The sequence below is a fragment of the Bacillus rhizoplanae genome (genome assembly GCF_917563915.1).
Taxonomy (GTDB): Bacteria; Bacillota; Bacilli; order Bacillales; family Bacillaceae_G; genus Bacillus_A; species Bacillus_A rhizoplanae.
Window position 1 is genome coordinate 21,030 of the sequence record NZ_CAKJTI010000013.1, and the last position, 20,843, is coordinate 41,872.

Here is a 20,843-nt window from a genome sequence, read left to right on the forward strand (position 1 = left end):
GATAGGAAGAAATAAAGGTGATTATTAACAGCGGATCTTGACTGAATTAAAAATAAACTAGCGGTACTAGCTGAAGTAGATCGCAACGTCGTTTGCGTAATAATACCAGAAGAGCGTGAAAAAGCAAGTATCGTTGATTTACCAGCTACATTAGCACAAGCACTAAATGAATTAAAATAAAATGAAGTTACTTGCGATGCGTTAGGCGATCATTTACCTGAGCGTTTCATCGAAGCAAAAAAATTGAGTGGGGTATGTTCCGCACGCAAGTTCACCAATGGGAACGCGATCAATATATGACTCTTTACTAAGAGTGAGAGGCCTTGATACTACTGGTATCGGGGCTTTTTTCTTTTTGTGGCTAAATCGATGTTTGAGATGTGAAAAGAAAAACAGCCACAAAACAGCCACAAAAAATCGGAAAAAATTTTTTTACCTAAAACATCATTCATATATGCTTCGAATTCAGCGATGGAATCTTTATTAATCTTGTCACTGATATGTGAATAAACATTCGAAGTGATTTCGATATTTTTATGTCCTAAACGATCCTGGATGTATTTCATACTTAAATTTGGATTTGGAGTGAACCTATAATGATTCGGTTACATGTAATTTCACCAGAAGAAATGAAACAAACATTTGATATTAGCGAACTGTTTGGAATGCAAAAGGAATTGGACAAGCGTATTGGATATAAAGGAAACGACAAATCTAAAAAAAGAAAACTAAACCAAAGCGTTATTTTAACTAAAAGAGCAGTTAGCATCAGCTAACTGCTCGTCAGTTTTAACTTAGTTTTTCAGATGTATCTTTAACTTTATAGTTCTCAGCAGAGTTTACAGTAGCAGAGATTTTTTGCTGTTCATTGCCAGCAACATGCCCATCTATATAAATTTCATGTGTCGCATACTCACCTGACAAACTAATCTTATCAATTACAATATCAACATTCTTTTCTTTTTTAAAGTGTTCGATAGTTGCTTTTTTAGCTGTTTCTTCTGTTTTGGGCCATGCCCCTTGACTAAATTCTTTTGGCATACCGCGATCTATGACGCAATACATCCATATAGCTGGGACCAGAATTATAATACTACAAAATACAAATAAAGGATGTAATAAGATTCTTTTCATTAAAGTTCACCTTTCAAATTTGTTTTACTATTTTAGTTTCAATATTAACACTTTGTATTCTATAGTTCGGGAAACGTTTTTACTATTGCAAAAGGTGATGATAGTATTACAAATTTGTAAGGTTTTTAGAAAAAGTTAGTCAAATGAATACTTAATAAAATAGTTATCTTGTAGAGAAGGAGAATGAAAGATGAAAGATTACTATTTAGTAAAGTTGAACCATTTGTTTGTAAATGATGCTGCATTAGAAGATATGCATAATCCGTTTGATGTAATTGAGCTTACTGGTGCAAAGCAATTTGCTCATAAATTCGAAAGTGAACAAAGTGCAGGAAATGTAACAAGAAAGATAAATGGCCAAGTAATAATGGTTAAAGTGACAGTGCAAGAGGAAGAAACGTATCTGAATTAATTTGAACAAAAACGCTATTTTAAACACAAGAACAGTTAACATATGTTAACTGTTCAATTACTTGGAAAACAAAAATTAGATATGGTGTTCAAAATGATTCGTACGAATTAATGGAACTGCTGTAGAGAAACTAATAAATCTTTATGAATGCGTAATAATGTTTGAATATCTTCTTCCTGAAGTTGTTCTAGTGCTAGTGCCATCGCTTTATAGGAAGTAGAGTTTTCAATGGATTTCTTTGATACCTCTTGACCTTTTGTTGTTACTTTTAATTTTATTTCTCTACGATCTTCTTGTGATTGTTTTCGCTCGATTAATCCTAGATTAACTAACTCATCTACATTTACACTCACTGTACTTTTAGGAGCTGAAAGACGTTCTGAAATGTCTTTAAGGGTAATATTAGGAATTGCATAAATTGTGTTTAAGATACCCATTTGTTGTACAGTTAATCCTAAACTGGAGGCGTTTTGATGTGTGAATTTTATAATTTCTTTGTTTATTGTTACAAAGGATTGGACAACTTCTCCTACTTGTTTGAAACTTTGATTTTTTACACTCATATTATTAATTTCCTTTCTTTTTAGCGATGTTCATAACGGAATGATTCATAATTGAACTATTTTACTATGAATCAATTCGAGGGAGAAGTCAATAAATGCTATCGATAGAAGGCCTGATAAAAATTTCATTTTGTAGTAAAGGGGAATGGATAATGGGTACTTATTGGGAAAATGCAGTTAAAGAGTTTTTCAAGAAACAAGAGCAGGAGAGAAATAAAAGAGCAGCTAGCAAAAGCTAACTGCTCTCAATGGAAAAGTAGGCTCAAAGATGCAATACATGGAGTTGTCTGTTTGTAGTATGTGCAGGTTGTGGAAAAGTATGCGGATGGAAGTATCAATTCAATAAGAAAAGACACTCAAATTGAGTGCCTTCTCTTAGCATCAGCAGCCAAATCCACCTCCAAAACAACTACAACCGATTATGATTAATAAGATAAATAACACAATCAGTAAGGCGAAGCCGCCGCCGAAGCCACCACAACCAGCAAAACCCATGACCTATTCCTCCTTTTGGTGAGGAAACAAACTATGAGGGCTGTCGTTATAGATATTCCAGCGGATTTACATTACATTATGTGGTGTGGAGCTAAAGAGTGCATGTATGTTGTCAATAAAAAATAGGCTTTTTAAACAAAATAATCCTTTTGTACATCAGGAGTTAAGTGTGATGCAAAGAGAGTAAGATAACGTGTTCATTGATTGGAAATCTTTTGTAGGATATTCTAAATGTAGAAATGCAGGAGGAATATCCTCTAAAGGAGAGTAATTACTTTATGTTAGGAAAATGGATGAATAAAGTAAGAGAACCTAAATGTATACACAAATATAAATTCATTAAAACTCAGGATAGTGAAAATTTTAAAACAGGGCAGATGAGGATAGCTAGTTTTTATAAGTGTGAAAAGTGTGGAAAAGAAAAGATTGAATATAAATATAACAGTGATATAAATAGTGACTTTTGGGATATATAAAATAATTTGTTTAATGAAACGGAGATTTAATAATGGGAAAGAGCAACGAGATAAAGGAGCAAGACGTGAACGTGAATTTGCAAGTTTGATAGGAGGTTCTTGTGTGCCGCTCTCTGGTGCGATGAACGGGAACAGCCCGATGCATTAGCGATCAAGGCGGATAGAAAACTGTGGTTGATGGTTATGCCGTTGGATACATTTCTGAAGATGGTGAAATAGATCTTTTAATGAGAAGGTGAGGAATCAATAAGAAAGATTAAGCCCCTGTTGTTAAATGAAAGTGCTATAAAAGAAAATGTTCTTAATGCAATAGAAACGTATAGGAAATTTATAAAGAATGTGAACAAAACGAAAGAAAGAATTGATTATATAAATTACATGAATGGAGCGTTGTAAAGATTAGATAGTGAAGGTGACAAAAAATATACAAGAATACATGTTGAAAGACAAGGTAAATAGATTTCGAATTTTAGGAGAGCTCAATATATCAGAAGGAAGCGATTACAAAGTAAGAAATGAAGCTTTTGGTAATTTTGTCTACGCTTTTGGCATAGCTGTAGAGGAGGAAGACCGCTTATTTTAGCGTTTTTTTATGAAATTTTAAAAAAATATTTATTATTTTTATTTAGGTATATAATGGGAATAGCAAAATTGGTAGGAGGATATTGAAAATGGGATTTAGTTGGAATCTTGATTTACCGTTGATACTTCCTCATAACTTTAACAAGGTTCACATAATGTACACAAATTTACTATTTGCACTATGATAATATAGAAATTGTAAGCCGTTGGTAAATAATGTATCATTATGACCTGTTTTTACATGTCTATCGGCTGATCCAAAATATGAGTTATGTAAAAATATTATTTTAGAACGTAACGGAGATGATAAAATATGACGACCTGGTTTATACTTTCGTTGATTCTTTTTTTTGCTATTAAATTAATAGTGACGAGTCTTCCAACCTCTGTTGTGGAATCGTTTGTCAGCAAATTTGAATTGCATCCAAAACTTAATGAAGCTGCTGTCACCGTAACCATCGACGGAAAACGCTTAGAAGGTGAAGATAAAATTCAAGTTATTAATCATTTTAACGAAGCGTTATATTTAGAGAAATATTATTTTCCTCCACAGAGCAGCGGGACTCCATTGGTCATTGATGCTAAGAGGGGCAAAAAAGATGTTAGGTTTTCTATATACAGTTACAACGATCACGTTGATGTGTTCAAACAGAACAAGAAGAAAGTAGTTGCGTATAGCCTACGTTCCGATAGCCTTCAAAAAAGTCCTATGTTAGTAACGGGAGATGTAGTTTAAAAGGATCGTCAAAGACGGTCCTTTTTAAATAGAAATTTTATTTTCTTTGTTTTGAAGTATTAAACATTTTTGGAAGAGTTACAAAGCGTGCGCCTTTAGATGTAAGGTCAGGAATAAATCGGTCAAGGGCATTTACAGAACCTTGTAGTTTCCCACCTGGTGCAGAGTGTTGCAAGAGAATACTTCCAGGGAAAGTATTCCCTAATACTTTGTTGGTAATTTCCTCAGCGTTTAACCCTTTCCAATCTAATGTATCGACACTCCATTGAATAATCATAAAGTTTTGTTCAGTAGCCCACTTAACTTGATCTTCATTTATAATGCCATAAGGCGGACGGATTAGTTTCGGAGAATATCCTATTAGTTTTTGTAATATGTTTTCTGTTTTTATAATTTGTTCATGATATTGCTCATCACTTATTTTTGCTAAGTTAGGGTGGTTATAAGTATGATTCCCCACGATGTGTCCCTCGTTAACAATTCGTTTTACAACTTCAGGATATCTTTCGGCATTTTCACCTAGCAAAAAAAATGTAGCTTTTACACTATGTTTTTTTAATTTGTCTAACACTTGTGGAGTATATAAGAGATCGGGACCGTCATCAAACGTGAGAGCCACCTCGGATTTATTATAAGGTCCTGCAAAAGCGTATGCATATTTTTCAACCCAGGGAAAAGGAGTCCATGATCCTCTCGTTGCTTCTTCCTTAGATTGAACCTGAAAAGGAAACGGGGCTTGTGATGAAGTAGGAACTGATTTCATATAATCTAAAGTATAAAATGGATTTTGAATTGATGGATATGAAATTTTTGAAGGAAGAAAACAACGTGAAATATGATTGTAGGGAGTGCCCTGATAGGGAAATACCAATTTGGGTGGATAAAAAGAATACATGATTGAAATACCTCCTTAGAAAAGATAGAAATCTCTCTAAAATTTTTATATGCCAATGATTACAGTTTGGTTAAGGAAGAAAAAAGTGTGAGTAGTTTGTTTTTCACCCGTATTAACGGGTGGTAAGATCTATATCTCAATGGGGCGGGAGAGATAAAGAAACCCTCTTCTACCTAATTTTTACTTTATTTTATAAAAATTGGAATAGTACCTTGTAATATTCAGTACTGAATGGTATATTATGGTTAATCGAGTACCTTGTATTAAATAGTACTGAATGGGAAGGAGGGTGCCTTTGAACGTTCAATTTAAAAAAGGGGTATTGGAGCTTTGTGTTCTTGCGCTTGTAAGGAAACGAGATTGCTATGGCTATGAATTAGTTCAGCAAATTTCAAATAAGTTTTTAATATCAGAAGGATCAGTGTACCCATTGTTACGTCGGCTAACGAATGAAGGATATTTTCAGACATATTTAAAGGAATCATCGGAAGGGCCTCCGCGGAAATATTATCAGTTAACAAATCAAGGTGCAGAGCAACTCTATGCGCTTGTGACAGAATGGCGTGATTTTGCAAGGGGAGTACAAGAAATTATTGAAGAGGTGTAGCAAATGACTAAAGAACAATTTCTTCATGAATTATCAGAACACCTTAGAAAACTGCCAGAAGAAGAACGAAACGATATTTTATATGATTACGAGGAACATTTTCAATTTGGAATAGAAGAAGGAAAAACAGAAGTGGAAATTATAAAAGCGCTTGGTTCACCTAAAACAATTGCTAAGGAAACGTTAGCGTCCCATCGTTTAGAGCAGGTGAAGCATAATCCAACTTTTTCTAATGTAACAAGAGCGATTGTAGCAATCATTGGACTTAGCTTTCTAAATTTGGTTATTGTGGTAGCTCCGTTAATAACGATCGGAAGTCTTATTTTAACACTTTGGACAGTTAGTGCTGTATTTGTTTTATCACCTTTACTTTTACTAACAAAAATTATTTTTGCTCAAATTTTTATTTTATCTGATGTATTTGCTTCTATTGTACTCTTCGGTATTGGTTTACTTTTAGGGATTGGTGCGTATTATTGTACAATTTGGTTTAAAACGCTTTTTGTCAAATACGCCAATTGGAATTTGAAAGTAATTAAAGGGGAGTAGATGAGATGAGGAAAATTGTATTCATAGCATTTGTTTGTATTGCGATTGGAGGAATTGGGTTATTTTTTACAGGATCAGCCTTTTTTATGAAATCTGTGACTGGGTCAGCAGAAACAAAGGAATTGGAACAGAAACAATTTAAAAATGAGCAAATTAAAAACATCAATGTTGACAGAGATGTAGGAGATGTTGTGATTGAAAAAGGAAAAACTGATTCATTTGAAGTTCGGTATAGCGGTGATCAGGAAAAACGAAAGTTAGACATAAATGAGAACGGTGAAACGTTACAAGTGGAAGTGAAAACAAAAACGAAACATATATTTGACTTTTCTTTTTCACCATTTGGTTTTAAAAATGAAAGCTTAACGGTTATTGTACCTGAACGCGTGTACAATAAAATTGAATTAGAGACAGGAGCAGGAAAGATCCAAGTACAAGATATTCAAAGTGAAGATATATCTGCACATACAGCAGCAGGGAATGTGGAAATGAAGCAAATGAAGGCGCAGAAGATAAAAACTTCATCTAGCGCGGGAAAGATTGTTCTTCAGAAAGTAGAAGGGAAAGTGCGTGCAGAGACGGCAGCAGGAAGTGTAGAGGTAACACAGCACAACCCGCAATATAGTATTGAAGCGGAGTCAGCAGCAGGAGATGTAAATATTCAGCTGCAGGAAATGCCGAAAGATGCCGTTGTAAAGGGCTCTTCTCATGCAGGAAATGTAAAGATTTTTGGGAAAGAAAATAAAGAAGTTACTTTAGGGAACGGAAAGGTACAGATTAGCGGAGAAACAGCAGCAGGATCTGTAAAAATCGAGACGGATTAAAAACAGACCAGCTCAGCTGGTCTGTTTTTAATGTAAATGACGATAGACACCAATTACTTTTCCGATAACAGAAACGTTATCTAAAATAATAGGTTCTAAAGAAGAGTTTTCTGGTTGCAAGCGGAAATGATCTTTTTCTTTGTAAAAACGTTTTACCGTAGCTTCATTGTCTTCTGTTAAAGCGACAACGATTTCACCATTATAAGCAGATTGTTGCTGGCGAACAACAACTAAGTCTCCATCAAAAATACCTGCTTCAATCATACTGTCTCCGGAAATGCGCAACATAAATACTTGATCTGAGCCAGAAACGAGGTTTGCCGGAAGTGGAAAATGTTCTTCTACACTTTCAACTGCTGTAATTGGTGAACCAGCTGTAACTTTTCCGACAATCGGTACGTGAATGACTGGTTGTGTATCCGTTTCGATGCTATCGTTTCCTAAAATTTCAATAGCTCTCGGTTTTGTTGGATCGCGGCGAATGTATCCTTTTTCCTCTAAGCGAGATAAATGTCCGTGCACAGTAGAGCTAGAAGCAAGACCGACTGCTTGACCGATTTCACGTACGGAAGGCGGATAACCTTTTTCTTGTACTTTTTGTTTAATAAAGTCGAGAATGTCTTGCTGTCGTTTCGTTAACTTCTCCATGTTTTTCACACCTCGTTTTCTTTAAATTTTCTTACTTGTATTATAACATGCGAAAAAATATTCTACAAACATAAGTTCGAAAACATCCTCAGTTTGTGATACACTATGATGTAAAAAGTGAGATAGAGAAGAGGGTATGAAATGAATGCGATTATTTATGCACGTGTGAGTACGACGAAAGAAGCGCAAGAAACATCACTAACACGCCAAAAGGATGAATTATTGCATTTAGCTAAGCAGTATCAAATGAATATCGTAAGAGTAGTAGAAGAGAAAGCGAGTGGGTATAACATAGAACGAGATGGTATTTTAGAAGTGTTAGATACTATTCGCGATGAACATGTTGATGTACTTCTTATTCAAGATGAAACACGTCTTGGGAGAGGGAATGCGAAAATTGCTTTAATGCATTGTTTACATAAAGAAGGAGTAAAAGTATATACACATGCACATAATGGTGAGCTACAGCTTTCTGACTCAGATTCAATGGTACTTGATATTATTGGTATCGTAGAAGAATACCAGAGAAAGATTCATAATTTAAAGATTAAACGTGGAATGAAGCGAGCGGTAGAAAATGGATTTCGTCCAGAGAAAAATTTAAAGAATCGTCATTTAAGCACAGGTCGGGAGAAAAAAGAAGTACCTATCGAAGAGATTGTTCGTCTGCGCCGCAATGAATTAACATTTGAAGAAATTGCAGCAACGCTCCGTGGTTTTGGTCACGATGTATCAAAAGCGACTGTACATCGTCGGTATGTAGAGTATACGAAGCAATTGCTTGATAAACAAGAGTAACTATTGTATGATAATAATCAGTTTTTAGTAGAAAGGGGATTCGAGATGCTAAGTCACGAACTCATTGAACGCATTAATTTCTTAGCGAAAAAAGCAAAAACAGAAGGTTTAACGGAAGAAGAGCAACGTGAGCGTCAATCGCTCCGTGAACAATATTTAAAAGGATTTCGTCAAAATATGTTAAACGAATTGAAATCAATCAAAGTCGTTAACGAAGAAGGTAAAGACGTTACGCCGAAGAAGTTAAAAGAATTAAAAAAACAAGATAAAGCAAAGTTAAATTAAAAGATGGGCGCAGCCCATCTTTTTTAAGTTTGATAGGAAAATTCATTATTTAACAACTTTCCAATTATGATTAGTCATCGCTTCGATTGTTTTTCGTTCTAATATGTAATTTGCAATGAGCTCAGACATATCAATTGGTATATCTTTTATAATGGTCTTATTTTGATACATTACGTAATTTCCGCCACCACTTGCACGATAATTGTTCATGACAACGTCATACTCTTGATGCAAGTGAATAGGAGACCCTTCATATTGTAGGGAAACGACTCTTTCCCCAACTGGTTTTGAAATGTTTAATATGTATGAAATTCCTTCCCACATATCGTAATTATAATGCTGTGGTTTTGGTTTGATATATGCAGGGTTTACAATGATATTTCCATCTGTATCTAACGAGAAATATTCGGCAGATAGCTCAAGGGCCTCTTTTATATCTTTTCCTGTAACACGAATGACTTTTAGGGTATTGGGATAAATATAATTCGAAACAATATCTCTCATTGTAATGCGGTTTGGAAAGCCGGAAGATTCATTATGAAACAAGCTTGTACAAGAAATATTCACTCCAGCTACATCCATCTGTACTTTATTTATAAATTCGATGAAGGGATGATCTTGCAAACGAGTTTGCATCGCATCGCGAATCAGCATATCACCAATAATAGTACCAATGGGTTGATCTAACCAATGCTGAGTTTGGTTTTCGTATGCAGATGCCAGTGAAAGTACCATTTCGTCTGCTGGAACATTTTCCGCAGATAACAATTCAGAATAACATTCCTCAACAATCCACTCGGTATTATCCTTTTTTAAGGAGACGTGTACTTTTCCTAATGATTTCCCATTGCTGCCCGCCTGTAAGACGGTTACTCCATTTATTTTTGTATGAGCAATATAGCGATGTTGGTGTCCTGTTAACAATACATCGATTCCTTCTATTTCTTGACATATTGCATATCCTTGATTTTCCCCAGTTAAAACTTCTGTTGGCTCTCCAGTTTGCAAATCTCGTTCAAACCCTCCGTGATATGACACAATAAGTAAATGAGGTTGTTCCCGTTTACGAATATAAGAAATCCACTTTTTTGTTGATTTTAATGCATCTTCAAAAGTTAAATTTTCAATATGTTGTGGTTGTTCCCAGTTTGGGATGTAGTGAGTTGTAACCCCTAGTATCGCAACTTTTATATCAGGATGTATATGTTTAATGATATAGGGTTTTCCAAAGTAGGGCTCCATTGTTTTTTTATCTAAAATATTAGCAGCTAGGTAGGGCATTTTTGCATTTGTAATTGCTTTGTTTAATACGTCCATTCCATAATTGAATTCATGATTGCCAATAATTGCTGCATCATAGCCGATATGATTGGCAATGATAGACATTGGATGTTCTTCATGCTGTATATATTTGGCGTAGTAATAAGTAAACGGAGTTCCTTGTATGAAATCACCGTTATCGATCAAGATTACATGTTTATTTTGAGTACGTTCTTGCGCAATACGTGTTGCAAGTTTTGCTAATCCGAATTCTGCTTTTTCGTTATTTTGATAGTGAATAGGGTAAACCGTACCGTGTACATCACTTGTTAGTAAGATAGTTATATTTACTACATGATTCAGATTCAATAGTATCAACCTTCTTTATTGTTATCTTATGATAAATCATAACAAATAATTTTAATAAAATATTTATGGTTATTATTGATTTCATTTTTAATTCAATTCGCAAATAGAGTGTATAAATAATTTGTATCCTACTTGAAAAACGTCTTCTATTTTGGGTTAATAACTGAATAGAAAACGTTTTTTATATTTTTTAACTTTTTGTGTTGACTCTAACGTTACGTCATACTTTATCGTATGTACTAAGGGAGGGCAAAATGATGACAATGAAAGTAAAAGAAGTAGCAGATTTAGTTGGTATTAGTGTGCGCACACTACATCACTATGATGAAATTGGGTTATTAACTCCTGAGGAGATGACCGAATCTGGTTATCGCCTTTATTCCAACGATAATTTAGAGACATTGCAACAAATCCTGTTTTTTAAAGAACTTGGCTTCCCTTTAAAGAAAATTAAAGAAATTATCAATGATCCTTCATTTAATCGAGAAGAGGCACTTGTTTTGCACCGTAAAATGCTGCTTGAGAAGCGCTCTAGACTAGATAAAGTGATTGCGACGATTGATAAGACGATTCAACATTCGAGAGGAGAAATTCAAATGACGAACAAAGAAAAATTTGAAGGGTTTGATTTTAGTCAAAACCCATATGAGCAAGAAGCACGTGAAAAATGGGGAAATGAAGCTGTTGACAAGGCAAATAAAACAGCAGCAAACATGACGAGAGAAAAACAAGAAGAATATAATACGATTTATAGGAAACTTGCAGCACTTCGTAATGACTCACCTGAATCAGAGCAGGCTCAAAAAGCAATTAAAGAATGGTATGACTATTTGCAGAACTTTGGTCATTATTCATTAGATGCCTTTAAAGGTCTAGGGAAAATGTATGTTGATGATGAACGTTTTACAAAAAATATTGATCAATTCGGTGAAGGTTTGGCGGAGTTTATGCGTGATGCGATGGCAGTGTATGCAGATCGTAATAAGAAGTAAAATGTATGTATACAATTTTAAAGGTCCTATTCTCCATTTGGAAGAATAGGACCTTTTGTTTATGAGATAAGAAAAAGTTGGTTTTTATATTAGGAAATGTAGTGTGGTTATCAATTGTAATCAAAATACGATATTTTAAATCATAATTGAACTACCCCCACCTAAAATCCTAACGGATTTTTGAGGAAGGAGATTCCCCAAAAGGACAACTAAGACAAAATGCTTAGCAGACCATACCCATTCAACAAGGTATGGTTTTTCTGCTTTCAAACTTAGACAAACCTTTTACTTCCAAGTCTGTAAGAGCCCCTGGAGGAAAAAGTTCGTTCACAGAACGAATCTTGTTATGGTTCGAAAGCTCCATCTGATAGAATGTGTGAACACGCAAATCAGACAGGATGCCAGACAGCCACTTCCATTGCGCCCAATGATGCAGACCTACCATCTTCTCCGGTAATAGTGAATACAAAATTGGTGGAAGTTTTTCTTTAAATCCCATTGCTCTTCTAGCAATGACATAAGAAGCTGTTTGGTGAATGCTGATACCAAAACGTTTCATATATTTGATTTTACCGATTTGAGAAGTGTACGCTGGATTTACCTCAAATACTGCTACACCCATCTTCTCAGCACGGCCTTTAATAGCTAAAATCATCTTTTTATAAGCAAACATGCTCATCATCATGTTTGCTTTTTTGTTACCATAAGGGTTCTTAACCTTTGCTTTTGTTGTGTTTAATTTTTCTACAACAATCGGTTTGTTTGCTTTTACAGCAATATCAACTAATGCAATGGCTTCTGCTTCAATAATTTTAGTAATTTGTTCTGATGTTTTACTTAAAATATCAAAGGATAATACGCCCGTTTTTATGAGTTGTCCTTGTTTATTGATGTTTGACCAAGCAAAGTGGTCAAAATTACAATCTACTCCAATAACACCATCGGATTTGCTGAAGTTTTTATTTTGCTTCTCTTCAATATCTATTAAACATTTAAAAATGTAGTAATCCCCGTGGTCTTCAATTGCCCAACTGATTGGTTTTCCTGCATTCTTTTTATCTTTGCAATTCCATTGGTTTTGAACAGCTAGAGTCACTTGTTCTTGTCCATACGGAAATGTAAGGTTCGGAATTTCAACTGCAACACCGTTTGGGGTTGTAAAGTGTAAAGATTGTGATTCTGTATTGTATGTAAATACAAAGTTTCCTGATTTCGCGTCTTTTCGGCCTGAAATCAACATTTGATTGTAACGAGCCTGTTCAAAATCCTGAACCCAAAGTGTATGATTTTGAACATAAGTATCTACAGTATGTTGTGCTTTGAATCGTTTTTTACTCCCAAATACAACAGAAGAAACTTTGTTTTTTAAACTATGAAGTAGTTTTTGTAGTCTATCCAGCCGAAATTCCAGGCTACCTAAACGAGAACGAAGTGTTTGAATACGTACATTTAAATATTCATGCTCAAATTGATAGGCATGATAGTAAATATCTGTTCTCTTTTTAAATTGCACAACAAAATATCGTCCCATTTGTTGTTCTTTGGACGTTTTATTGAACTTTGGTTTTCCTTTGATAAAAGATGTTTTAATTTTATTCAGCACTGTCAAATCTGACTTGGTTTTCTTAATCTTCTTTTTTACAGCATTAATCTGTTCGTTTTTATTTTCGATATACAATTTCTTCAATTCTGTCTGAGAAGAAGACAGTGCATTGGCTTCCTGCACAGCACTATTTGCATAATAGTCATTCAGACTAAATCGTGATTTTATAGTAATTTGCATACTATCAGAACGTCTGGAGGTGCCAGAACGTTTCTCTAACACTTGCGTTTGAAAAGTAAAATGCTTCGCACGATTAAATACGAAAAGAGCATGTCCAATAGCTTCAACATACTTCGGATTCAGTGCATTCTTATAGATACGAATTGAAAAATATGCTTTTTTCATTGAACACGCTCCCTTCTTGTTTTGTATACACAAAGTATACCAAAAAGGAACATATGTTTCTATTTATATGTTTAAAAAAACAAAAATGCGATTCATCCCCCACCTATCGGCTTCGCGCTTGAGGTGGGGGTCTTCTCGCCAGATATGATAAAAAATGCGGGAAAAAATATGTGTATCATTTCGGATGCAATGTTTAAAGATAATGAGGGGTTGTATGTAATTATTGATTAGTGACAAGCAATAAAGAATCCAAGGGTTTAAGAAAGGTTTGGACATAAGAGTATAGCAAATATACATTGTGAATTTTAGTGCGTTTTTTGAACAAATACGAAAAAACATCAACATATTTGTCCGTACATGTTGTATAATCTTGCAAGGAAAGATATCATATAGATGTGTAAAACGAAAACGTTTTCTACTATAAACGAAGGGAAGAATAGCATGTCACATTCAATCGAACAACTTTCTATCAACACGATTCGCACATTATCCATTGATGCGATTGAAAAAGCAAACTCTGGTCACCCAGGAATGCCAATGGGTGCAGCACCAATGGCGTATACAGTATGGACGCAATTTATGAAACATAATCCAAATAACCCAACGTGGTTTAACCGTGATCGTTTCGTATTATCTGCAGGTCATGGTTCAATGTTATTATACAGCTTACTTCATCTATCTGGTTATGATGTAACAATGGATGATTTAAAGAATTTCCGCCAATGGGGAAGCAAAACACCAGGTCATCCTGAGTTCGGTCATACACCAGGTGTAGACGCAACAACAGGTCCACTTGGACAAGGTATTGCAACAGCTGTTGGTATGGCAATGGCTGAAAGACATTTAGCAGCAAAGTACAACCGTGATGAGTATAACGTCGTTGATCATTATACATACGCAATTTGTGGTGACGGAGATTTAATGGAAGGCGTTTCTGCTGAAGCATCTTCATTAGCGGCTCATTTAGGATTAGGTCGTCTTGTTGTGTTATATGATTCTAACGATATTTCATTAGACGGCGATTTAAATCGTTCTTTCTCTGAAAGCGTAGAAGATCGTTATAAAGCATATGGTTGGCAAGTAATCCGCGTTGAAGATGGAAACGATATCGGAGCGATTACGAAAGCGCTTGAAGAAGCAAGGTCTGACGAAAAACGTCCAACATTAATCGAAGTAAGAACAACAATTGGATTCGGTTCACCAAACAAATCTGGAAAATCAGCTTCACATGGTTCTCCGCTAGGCGTAGAAGAAACGAAATTAACAAAAGAAGCATATACTTGGGCATTTGAACAGGACTTCCATGTACCAGAAGAAGTGTATGAAAACTTCCGTAAAACAGTACAAGATGCTGGACAAACAACAGAAGCTGAGTGGAACGCAATGCTTGATGGTTATGCAAAAGCATATCCAGAATTAGCAACTGAACTGCAAACAGCAATGAAAGGTCTTCTTCCAGAAGGTTGGGATAAGAACTTACCAACATACGAAATCGGTTCAAAAACAGCAACTCGTTCATCTTCAGGACAAATTATTAATGCAATTGCTGAATCTGTACCATCATTCTTTGGTGGATCTGCAGACCTTGCTGGTTCTAACAAAACATACATGAACAAAGAAAAAGACTTCACAAGAGAAGACTACAGCGGTAAAAATATTTGGTACGGTGTACGTGAGTTTGCAATGGGTGCAGCAATGAACGGTATTGCACTTCATGGCGGTTTAAAAACTTACGGTGGTACGTTCTTCGTATTCTCTGACTACTTACGTCCAGCAATTCGTCTTGCTGCGTTAATGCAACTGCCAGTAACATATGTGTTCACACATGATAGTATCGCAGTTGGAGAAGATGGACCAACGCATGAGCCAGTTGAACAGCTTGCAGCTCTTCGTGCAATGCCAAACGTATCTGTTATTCGTCCCGCTGATGGTAACGAATCTGTTGCAGCTTGGAAGTTAGCGTTAGAATCTACAAAAACACCAACAGCATTAATCTTAACTCGTCAAGATCTTCCAACATTAGAAGGTGCTAAAGACGATACGTATGAAAAAGTTGCGAAAGGTGCATACGTAGTTTCTGCAAGCAAAAAAGAAACTGCTGATGTAATCTTACTTGCAACTGGATCTGAAGTAAGCTTAGCGATTGAAGCGCAAACAGCATTAGCACAAGAAGGTGTTGACGCAACTGTTGTCAGCATGCCGTCTATGGACCGCTTTGATGCACAATCTGCTGAATATAAAGAATCTGTATTACCAAAAGCAGTAACAAAACGTTTCGCAATTGAAATGGGTGCTACATTCGGATGGCATCGTTACGTTGGTCTTGAAGGAGATGTACTAGGTATCGATACATTCGGTGCTTCTGCTCCTGGTGAAAAGATTATGGCAGAATACGGATTCACTGTAGAAAACGTTGTTCGCAAAGTAAAAGAAATGCTTTAATGATTTTGGAAAAATCTCTCCGGCATGGAGGGATTTTTCTATATAAAAGGGTTTATCCCGCTGCTCAGGAGCAGTAAAACTCTAATTGGTGAGAATTTTCTATCAGTAGGGGGGAGAAAATCCCGGTTGATGGAAGTGTCACTTTATTCGACAGAAAAAGTTTTTTCTTTCTCCGCAGTCAGACAATCATTGCATATTTGTTTCTATATAATGAAAAGAAATGAAGTTGTCCAATGCGGGAGGGAAAGTATGAGAACGTATGAACTGTACTTAATTCAAGAAGATGTTACGAAGTCGTATTTCGGTCGTGAGTTTTTATTGTTTGATTTGTTTGCTCGTTTTGCACAGTCTCGTTCCCTTTCAGAAAAGAAAGTGTTGTATAAACAAATGAAGTATATTACATTGCCCTTACAAGTAATGAAATTACATCATAAAATGGAACAGGCACTGCGAACATACGGGAAATATGAAAGCAATGAGCATACGCATATTATATCTAATGAAAATATGTATGGGGAAGTGAGTATTAAGCCGCAGTATATTCGAATGCATACTTCCGAAAATGTTGAAATAGAAACAGCTATTTTTGAAGTACTTAGAAAATGTGAATTAACATTTCTCGCGATGGATTATGAGAGTAAACAATACGGATGGTTAAATCCTCTCAAACAAGTGCGTACTTATATATAAAAAATGTCGAATACAATCTTGTCTTATTGAAAAGGTTTTAGTACACTGTAAGGTAGACAACATGAAGGAGGAAAATATATGTCAATTTGGGTAGTTGTTCTAGTGGGCGTATTAGCACTAGTAGCAGGCGTTGCGTTAGGGTTTTTCATCGCACGCAAATATATGATGAACTATTTACAAAAAAATCCACCAATTAATGAACAAATGTTAAAAATGATGATGATGCAAATGGGACAAAAACCATCCCAAAAGAAAATCAATCAAATGATGAGCGCAATGAATAAACAACAACTGAAATAAGCGCTAAAAAAGGCACTCGATAGGAGTGCCTTTTTTTTGCTTTTTTAAAATGTTTTAAACTTTAAAAAATTCAGTAATTTTGATAAACTGAAAACATCGCTCATTTGGGATAGGAGGTATATAATGAAAGTTTTTTTAGACTTGGCATGGTTTTTTAAGCAAGAGAAACGAGCGTACATAACTGGTATTTTTTTATTGTTTGGCGTTGCTCTTCTTGAGCTTGTGCCACCAAAAGTGATCGGCATCGTTGTTGATGAAATTAGCAATCATTCATTAACAGCTGAGAAGCTATTACAATGGGCAGGAATTTTAATTGGTGCTGGGGTGACGATGTATATTTTGCGTTATGTGTGGCGCATAATGATTTTCGGTTCTTCTTTAAAGTTAGCCCGTCAATTACGTCAAAAACTGTATAAGCACTTTACTAATATGAGCCCATCATTCTACCAAAAGCATCGTACCGGTGATTTAATGGCACACGCAACAAATGATATTCAAGCAGTTCAACAAACAGCTGGTTCTGGGGTGTTAACATTTGTAGACTCATTAGCGGTGGGCGGATGTGTTCTTGCTGCGATGGGGTTTACGATTAGTTGGAAGTTAACATTACTCAGTTTAATTCCAATGCCAATCGTAGCGATTGCGACAAACTATTATGGAACGTTGTTACATCGTCGTTTTCATAAAGCGCAGCAGGCTTTTTCAGAAATCAATGATAAAGTTCAGGAAAGTATGAGTGGAATGAAAGTAATTCGTTCACTTGGTCAAGAAAAAGAAGATTTACAAGCATTTCGCGATAAATCGGAAGATGTAGTACAGAAAAATATTCTTGTTGCCCGTATTGATTCATTATTTGACCCAACAATTTCTTTAATTGTAGGTTTTTCTTTCTTAATTGCAGTGTGTTATGGCTCTGTATTGGTTGTTCGTGGTGAGCTTACGATAGGAGAACTTATTACGTTTACTTCTTATTTAGGAACGCTCGTATGGCCAATGTTAGCGTTTGGCTGGCTATTTAATATTATGGAACGTGGGCGTGCTTCTTATGATCGTATTCAAAAATTATTCATGCAAGTATCAGATGTTGTGAATAGAGAAGAGGCAAGCGAAGAAGTAGCAAGTGGTAATATCGAGTTTGATATTGATGCATTCTCGTACAAGAAAAATGAAGTGATAAATCTACAAGGAATTCATTTTTCTTTACAAAAAGGGGAAACTTTAGGGATTGTAGGACGTACTGGAGCAGGAAAAACAACATTATTAAAGTGTTTAATTCGAGAATATGATCATTTTGATGGAGCGGTACGAGTTGGAGAAACCGATATTCGAGATATGACGTTACATGCTATTCGTTCCGCTATTTCGTATGTACCACAAGATCATTTCTTATTTTCTGCAAATATAGGAGAAAATATCGCGTTTGGAAAACCGGATGCTACCTATAAAGATATTGCACATGCAGCTACTATTGCATGTATTCATGAGGATATTACGAAATTCCCAGAAGGGTATGAAACAGTGGTTGGTGAACGCGGCGTTTCTTTATCAGGTGGCCAAAAACAGCGTATTTCGATTGCGCGTGCATTATTAACAAATGCTGAAATATTAATTTTAGATGACTGTTTATCAGCAGTAGATGCAAAAACAGAAGAAACGATTTTAGCGGCATTAAAGCGTGAACGTAAAAATAAAACGACTATTATTACAGCGCACCGCCTAAGTGCTATTCAGCATGCAAATTTAATTCTCGTTATTGACGATGGGAAGATTGTACAGCGTGGCACGCACGAAAGTTTGATGCAACAAGACGGCTGGTATAAAGACATGTATGAAAGTCAACAATTAGAAGCACTAGTTGAGAAAGGAGGGGTATAATGAACGAGAAAAAACGAAGCGATCTATGGCGTCTATTGTCCTATATGAAGCCATATAAAAAACTGCTGACACTAGCGTTTTTATTTTTAGTTGGTGCAACTGTAGCGGAAATGATGGGTCCTTTTTTAATTAAGGAATTTATTGATGAACATTTAGTTCCGAGGAATTTTGAGCAAAATGTATTAGTGACGTTATTTGTTGTGTATATAGTTTTTCATTTATTAAAAGTACTCTTTACGTATTTGAATTTATTATACTTCCAAAACATTGCCTTCAAAATTGTGCAAGATATGCGTGTAGAAGTATATGAACATGTTCAAAGTTTATCGCTTAGCTTCTTTGATCGTACACCAATTGGAACGCTCGTTTCTCGGATAACGAACGACACAGAAGCGATTAAAGATTTCTTTGTAAGTGTATTATCTACTTTTGTAAAAAATATTGTATTTTTAATCGGTATTTTAATATCTATGTTTCTACTTAACGTGAAGCTTGCCTTATTTTCATTACTTCTTATTCCAACTATGATTACGATTATGGCTTTTTATCGTCGCAAGAGTTCAGTCTTTTATTTAGAGCTTCGCAATCAATTAAGTATATTAAATGCAAAATTGAATGAATCTATTCAAGGTATGAACATTATTCAAGTATTCCGCCAAGAAAAACGGATGCGTAAAGAATTTGAAGAAGTAAATGAAAAACACTACGGAGCAGGACGGCGCAATTTGAGATTAGATGCACTGCTTTTACGTCCGGCGACCGATCTTGTTCATATTTTGGCAATTGTATTGGTGTTGACGTTGTTTGGAATTGATGCAATGCATAGTCCGGTTGAAGTTGGTGTATTATATGCTTTTGTTAACTACATTCATCGTTTCTTTGATCCAATAAACGAAATGATGATGAAATTGTCTTTCTTCCAGCAAGCAGTTGTGTCATCATCGCGTGTGTTTCATTTAATGGATGAAAAAGATTTAGCACCAGTACAACAAGGTAATGGAACTCCTTTCATGACGGAAGGGGAAATTGAGTTTAAAAATGTTACTTTCTCTTATGATGGAAAACGTGACGTACTGAAAAATGTATCTTTTCATGTAAAACCTGGGCAAACTGTTGCTTTTGTTGGGCATACAGGTAGTGGGAAAAGTACAATTATGAACTTATTGATGCGTTTTTATCATGTTAATCAAGGGGAAATTGTAATTGATGGGGTTCGGTTAGAGAACTTTCAAGAGATGGAAATACGAAAACGTATCGGTCTTGTATTACAAGATGCTTTCTTGTTTGCTGGAACAGTTAAACAAAACATTCGCATGTACGATGAAAATATTACAGATGAAGAAGTGGAAGAAGCTGCAAAATTTGTGCAAGCAAATACATTTATTGAACAGCTATCAGATCAATATGATACAGAGGTAGTTGAAAGAGGAGCGGCGTTTTCAAGCGGTCAAAGACAGCTTGTAGCATTTGCGAGAACTGTTGCTACAAATCCGAAAGTATTAGTGCTAGATGAGGCAACAGCGAACATCGATACAGAAACAGAAGAAGCAATTCAAACAGCATTGCAGCGTATGCGAAAAGGGAGAACAACCATTGCGATTGCACATCGTTTATCGACAATTCAAGATGCTGACCAAATCTTTGTGATGCGTGATGGTCAAATTGTTGAGAGAGGAACACATCAAGAATTGTTGACGCAACAAGGGTTATATTACAATATGTATTTGTTGCAGAATAAAGGAAGCCTTCAGAAAGCCTTGTAAGAACAAGGTTTTGAAGGCTTTATTTTTGTTAAAATGAGCATATTGAATTTAATACTGGATCTCTAGAGAGTTTTCATATTATGTTTAATAGAATTTAAATATTTGTTTTTTGTTCATTCATTACTTAACAATAAGGATTGCATGAAATGGGGTAATTTGTATTTTAATCGAACGCATATTCTTTGGATGGGTTGAAATAT

At 35.4% G+C, this 20,843-nt stretch carries 22 protein-coding genes and 4 pseudogenes; 18 read left to right on the forward strand and 8 right to left on the reverse strand.

Going from position 1 to position 20,843, the window contains the following annotated elements:
- Positions 1-45: 45 nt before the first annotated feature.
- Positions 46-311: pseudogene (locus LRP84_RS13330) on the forward strand (type I glutamate--ammonia ligase); the annotation flags it as partial.
- A 123-nt stretch (positions 312-434) separates the two neighbouring features.
- Here the strand turns inward: LRP84_RS13330 and LRP84_RS22455 are convergent.
- Positions 435-569: pseudogene (locus LRP84_RS22455) on the reverse strand (site-specific integrase); the annotation flags it as partial.
- Positions 570-596: 27 nt separating this feature from the next.
- Between LRP84_RS22455 and LRP84_RS13335 the strand changes: the two are divergent.
- Positions 597-713 (forward strand): annotated as a pseudogene (locus LRP84_RS13335) (dUTP diphosphatase); the annotation flags it as partial.
- Between the two features lie 76 nt (positions 714-789).
- On the opposite strand, the gene LRP84_RS13340 reads toward LRP84_RS13335, so the two are convergent.
- The gene (locus tag LRP84_RS13340; RefSeq protein WP_230575527.1) at positions 790-1,134 is read right to left on the reverse strand and encodes a phosphoglycolate phosphatase; all 345 of its coding nucleotides are present in this window, start codon (positions 1,132-1,134) and stop codon (positions 790-792) included.
- A 190-nt stretch (positions 1,135-1,324) separates the two neighbouring features.
- Between LRP84_RS13340 and LRP84_RS13345 the strand changes: the two genes are divergently transcribed.
- Complete coding sequence (locus tag LRP84_RS13345; protein WP_230575528.1) at positions 1,325-1,546, forward strand: hypothetical protein; 222 nt, start codon at positions 1,325-1,327, stop codon at positions 1,544-1,546.
- Between the two features lie 107 nt (positions 1,547-1,653).
- Here the strand turns inward: LRP84_RS13345 and LRP84_RS13350 are convergent, their stop codons facing one another.
- Entirely contained in the window at positions 1,654-2,109 is a 456-nt protein-coding gene (locus LRP84_RS13350; RefSeq protein WP_230575529.1) for a MarR family winged helix-turn-helix transcriptional regulator, read from the reverse strand.
- A 95-nt stretch (positions 2,110-2,204) separates the two neighbouring features.
- On the opposite strand from LRP84_RS13350, the gene LRP84_RS13355 reads away from it, so the two are divergent.
- Complete coding sequence (locus tag LRP84_RS13355) at positions 2,205-2,348, forward strand: hypothetical protein (protein ID WP_230575530.1); 144 nt, start codon at positions 2,205-2,207, stop codon at positions 2,346-2,348.
- Positions 2,349-2,490: 142 nt separating this feature from the next.
- Here LRP84_RS13355 and LRP84_RS13360 read toward each other — a convergent pair whose 3' ends face one another.
- Positions 2,491-2,604: a YjcZ family sporulation protein gene (locus LRP84_RS13360; protein ID WP_090913000.1), complete on the reverse strand. Its 114-nt coding sequence runs from the start codon at positions 2,602-2,604 to the stop codon at positions 2,491-2,493.
- A gap of 278 nt (positions 2,605-2,882) precedes the next feature.
- Between LRP84_RS13360 and LRP84_RS13365 the strand changes: the two genes are divergently transcribed.
- The 3 genes and pseudogenes from LRP84_RS13365 (at position 2,883) to LRP84_RS13375 (ending at position 4,398) form a co-directional block, all read left to right on the forward strand.
- Positions 2,883-3,080 carry a hypothetical protein gene (locus tag LRP84_RS13365; RefSeq protein WP_230575531.1) on the forward strand — a complete coding sequence of 66 codons (198 nt, stop codon included), beginning with the start codon at positions 2,883-2,885 and terminating at the stop codon, positions 3,078-3,080.
- 13 nt (positions 3,081-3,093) lie between these two features.
- A pseudogene (locus LRP84_RS13370) lies at positions 3,094-3,299 on the forward strand (hypothetical protein).
- A 676-nt stretch (positions 3,300-3,975) separates the two neighbouring features.
- Positions 3,976-4,398, forward strand: a complete 423-nt coding sequence (locus LRP84_RS13375; RefSeq protein ID WP_230575532.1) for a YfmQ family protein — start codon at positions 3,976-3,978, stop codon at positions 4,396-4,398.
- A gap of 37 nt (positions 4,399-4,435) precedes the next feature.
- On the opposite strand, the gene LRP84_RS13380 is transcribed toward LRP84_RS13375, so the two are convergent.
- The gene (locus tag LRP84_RS13380) at positions 4,436-5,293 is read right to left on the reverse strand and encodes a peptidoglycan-N-acetylglucosamine deacetylase (RefSeq protein ID WP_230575533.1); all 858 of its coding nucleotides are present in this window, start codon (positions 5,291-5,293) and stop codon (positions 4,436-4,438) included.
- Positions 5,294-5,588: 295 nt separating this feature from the next.
- Here LRP84_RS13380 and LRP84_RS13385 point away from each other — a divergent pair, with 295 nt between their 5' ends.
- The 3 genes from LRP84_RS13385 to LRP84_RS13395 are packed head-to-tail and all read left to right on the forward strand — an operon-like array spanning position 5,589 to position 7,273.
- Positions 5,589-5,900, forward strand: coding sequence for a PadR family transcriptional regulator (locus LRP84_RS13385; protein ID WP_230575534.1), 312 nt, complete (start codon positions 5,589-5,591; stop codon positions 5,898-5,900).
- A gap of 3 nt (positions 5,901-5,903) precedes the next feature.
- On the forward strand, positions 5,904-6,449 hold the full coding sequence (locus LRP84_RS13390; protein ID WP_230575535.1) for a DUF1700 domain-containing protein: 546 nt from the start codon (positions 5,904-5,906) through the stop codon (positions 6,447-6,449).
- Positions 6,450-6,454: 5 nt separating this feature from the next.
- Positions 6,455-7,273 (forward strand): DUF4097 family beta strand repeat-containing protein, encoded by an 819-nt coding sequence (locus tag LRP84_RS13395; protein WP_230575536.1) that lies wholly within the window; start codon positions 6,455-6,457, stop codon positions 7,271-7,273.
- A 27-nt stretch (positions 7,274-7,300) separates the two neighbouring features.
- Here LRP84_RS13395 and lexA read toward each other — a convergent pair whose 3' ends face one another.
- On the reverse strand, positions 7,301-7,921 hold the full coding sequence (gene lexA / locus LRP84_RS13400) for a transcriptional repressor LexA (RefSeq protein ID WP_230575537.1): 621 nt from the start codon (positions 7,919-7,921) through the stop codon (positions 7,301-7,303).
- Positions 7,922-8,062: 141 nt separating this feature from the next.
- Between lexA and LRP84_RS13405 the strand changes: the two genes are divergently transcribed.
- Together LRP84_RS13405 and LRP84_RS13410 are read left to right on the forward strand one after the other, a co-directional pair.
- The gene (locus tag LRP84_RS13405; RefSeq protein ID WP_230575538.1) at positions 8,063-8,719 is read left to right on the forward strand and encodes a YneB family resolvase-like protein; all 657 of its coding nucleotides are present in this window, start codon (positions 8,063-8,065) and stop codon (positions 8,717-8,719) included.
- A 45-nt stretch (positions 8,720-8,764) separates the two neighbouring features.
- Entirely contained in the window at positions 8,765-9,004 is a 240-nt protein-coding gene (locus LRP84_RS13410; protein WP_230575539.1) for a DUF896 domain-containing protein, read from the forward strand.
- A gap of 45 nt (positions 9,005-9,049) precedes the next feature.
- On the opposite strand, the gene LRP84_RS13415 is transcribed toward LRP84_RS13410, so the two are convergent.
- Positions 9,050-10,633 carry a bifunctional metallophosphatase/5'-nucleotidase gene (locus tag LRP84_RS13415; protein ID WP_230575540.1) on the reverse strand — a complete coding sequence of 528 codons (1,584 nt, stop codon included), beginning with the start codon at positions 10,631-10,633 and terminating at the stop codon, positions 9,050-9,052.
- Positions 10,634-10,890: 257 nt separating this feature from the next.
- Here LRP84_RS13415 and LRP84_RS13420 point away from each other — a divergent pair, with 257 nt between their 5' ends.
- Positions 10,891-11,625, forward strand: a complete 735-nt coding sequence (locus LRP84_RS13420; protein ID WP_230575541.1) for a MerR family transcriptional regulator — start codon at positions 10,891-10,893, stop codon at positions 11,623-11,625.
- A 241-nt stretch (positions 11,626-11,866) separates the two neighbouring features.
- On the opposite strand, the gene LRP84_RS13425 is transcribed toward LRP84_RS13420, so the two are convergent.
- On the reverse strand, positions 11,867-13,573 hold the full coding sequence (locus tag LRP84_RS13425) for an IS200/IS605 family accessory protein TnpB-related protein (RefSeq protein ID WP_230575542.1): 1,707 nt from the start codon (positions 13,571-13,573) through the stop codon (positions 11,867-11,869).
- A gap of 441 nt (positions 13,574-14,014) precedes the next feature.
- Here LRP84_RS13425 and tkt point away from each other — a divergent pair, with 441 nt between their 5' ends.
- The 5 genes from tkt (at position 14,015) to LRP84_RS13450 (ending at position 20,643) form a co-directional block, all read left to right on the forward strand.
- Positions 14,015-16,015 carry a transketolase gene (tkt, locus tag LRP84_RS13430; RefSeq protein ID WP_230575543.1) on the forward strand — a complete coding sequence of 667 codons (2,001 nt, stop codon included), beginning with the start codon at positions 14,015-14,017 and terminating at the stop codon, positions 16,013-16,015.
- 249 nt (positions 16,016-16,264) lie between these two features.
- Complete coding sequence (gene sirA, locus LRP84_RS13435) at positions 16,265-16,705, forward strand: sporulation inhibitor of replication protein SirA (RefSeq protein ID WP_230575544.1); 441 nt, start codon at positions 16,265-16,267, stop codon at positions 16,703-16,705.
- A 78-nt stretch (positions 16,706-16,783) separates the two neighbouring features.
- On the forward strand, positions 16,784-17,005 hold the full coding sequence (locus LRP84_RS13440) for a YneF family protein (protein ID WP_098309636.1): 222 nt from the start codon (positions 16,784-16,786) through the stop codon (positions 17,003-17,005).
- 123 nt (positions 17,006-17,128) lie between these two features.
- Positions 17,129-18,880: an ABC transporter transmembrane domain-containing protein gene (locus tag LRP84_RS13445; RefSeq protein WP_230575545.1), complete on the forward strand. Its 1,752-nt coding sequence runs from the start codon at positions 17,129-17,131 to the stop codon at positions 18,878-18,880.
- The gene (locus LRP84_RS13450) at positions 18,880-20,643 is read left to right on the forward strand and encodes an ABC transporter ATP-binding protein (RefSeq protein WP_230575546.1); all 1,764 of its coding nucleotides are present in this window, start codon (positions 18,880-18,882) and stop codon (positions 20,641-20,643) included. Before LRP84_RS13445 ends, LRP84_RS13450 begins: the two co-directional genes overlap by 1 nt.
- The last annotated feature ends 200 nt before the right edge of the window (positions 20,644-20,843 follow it).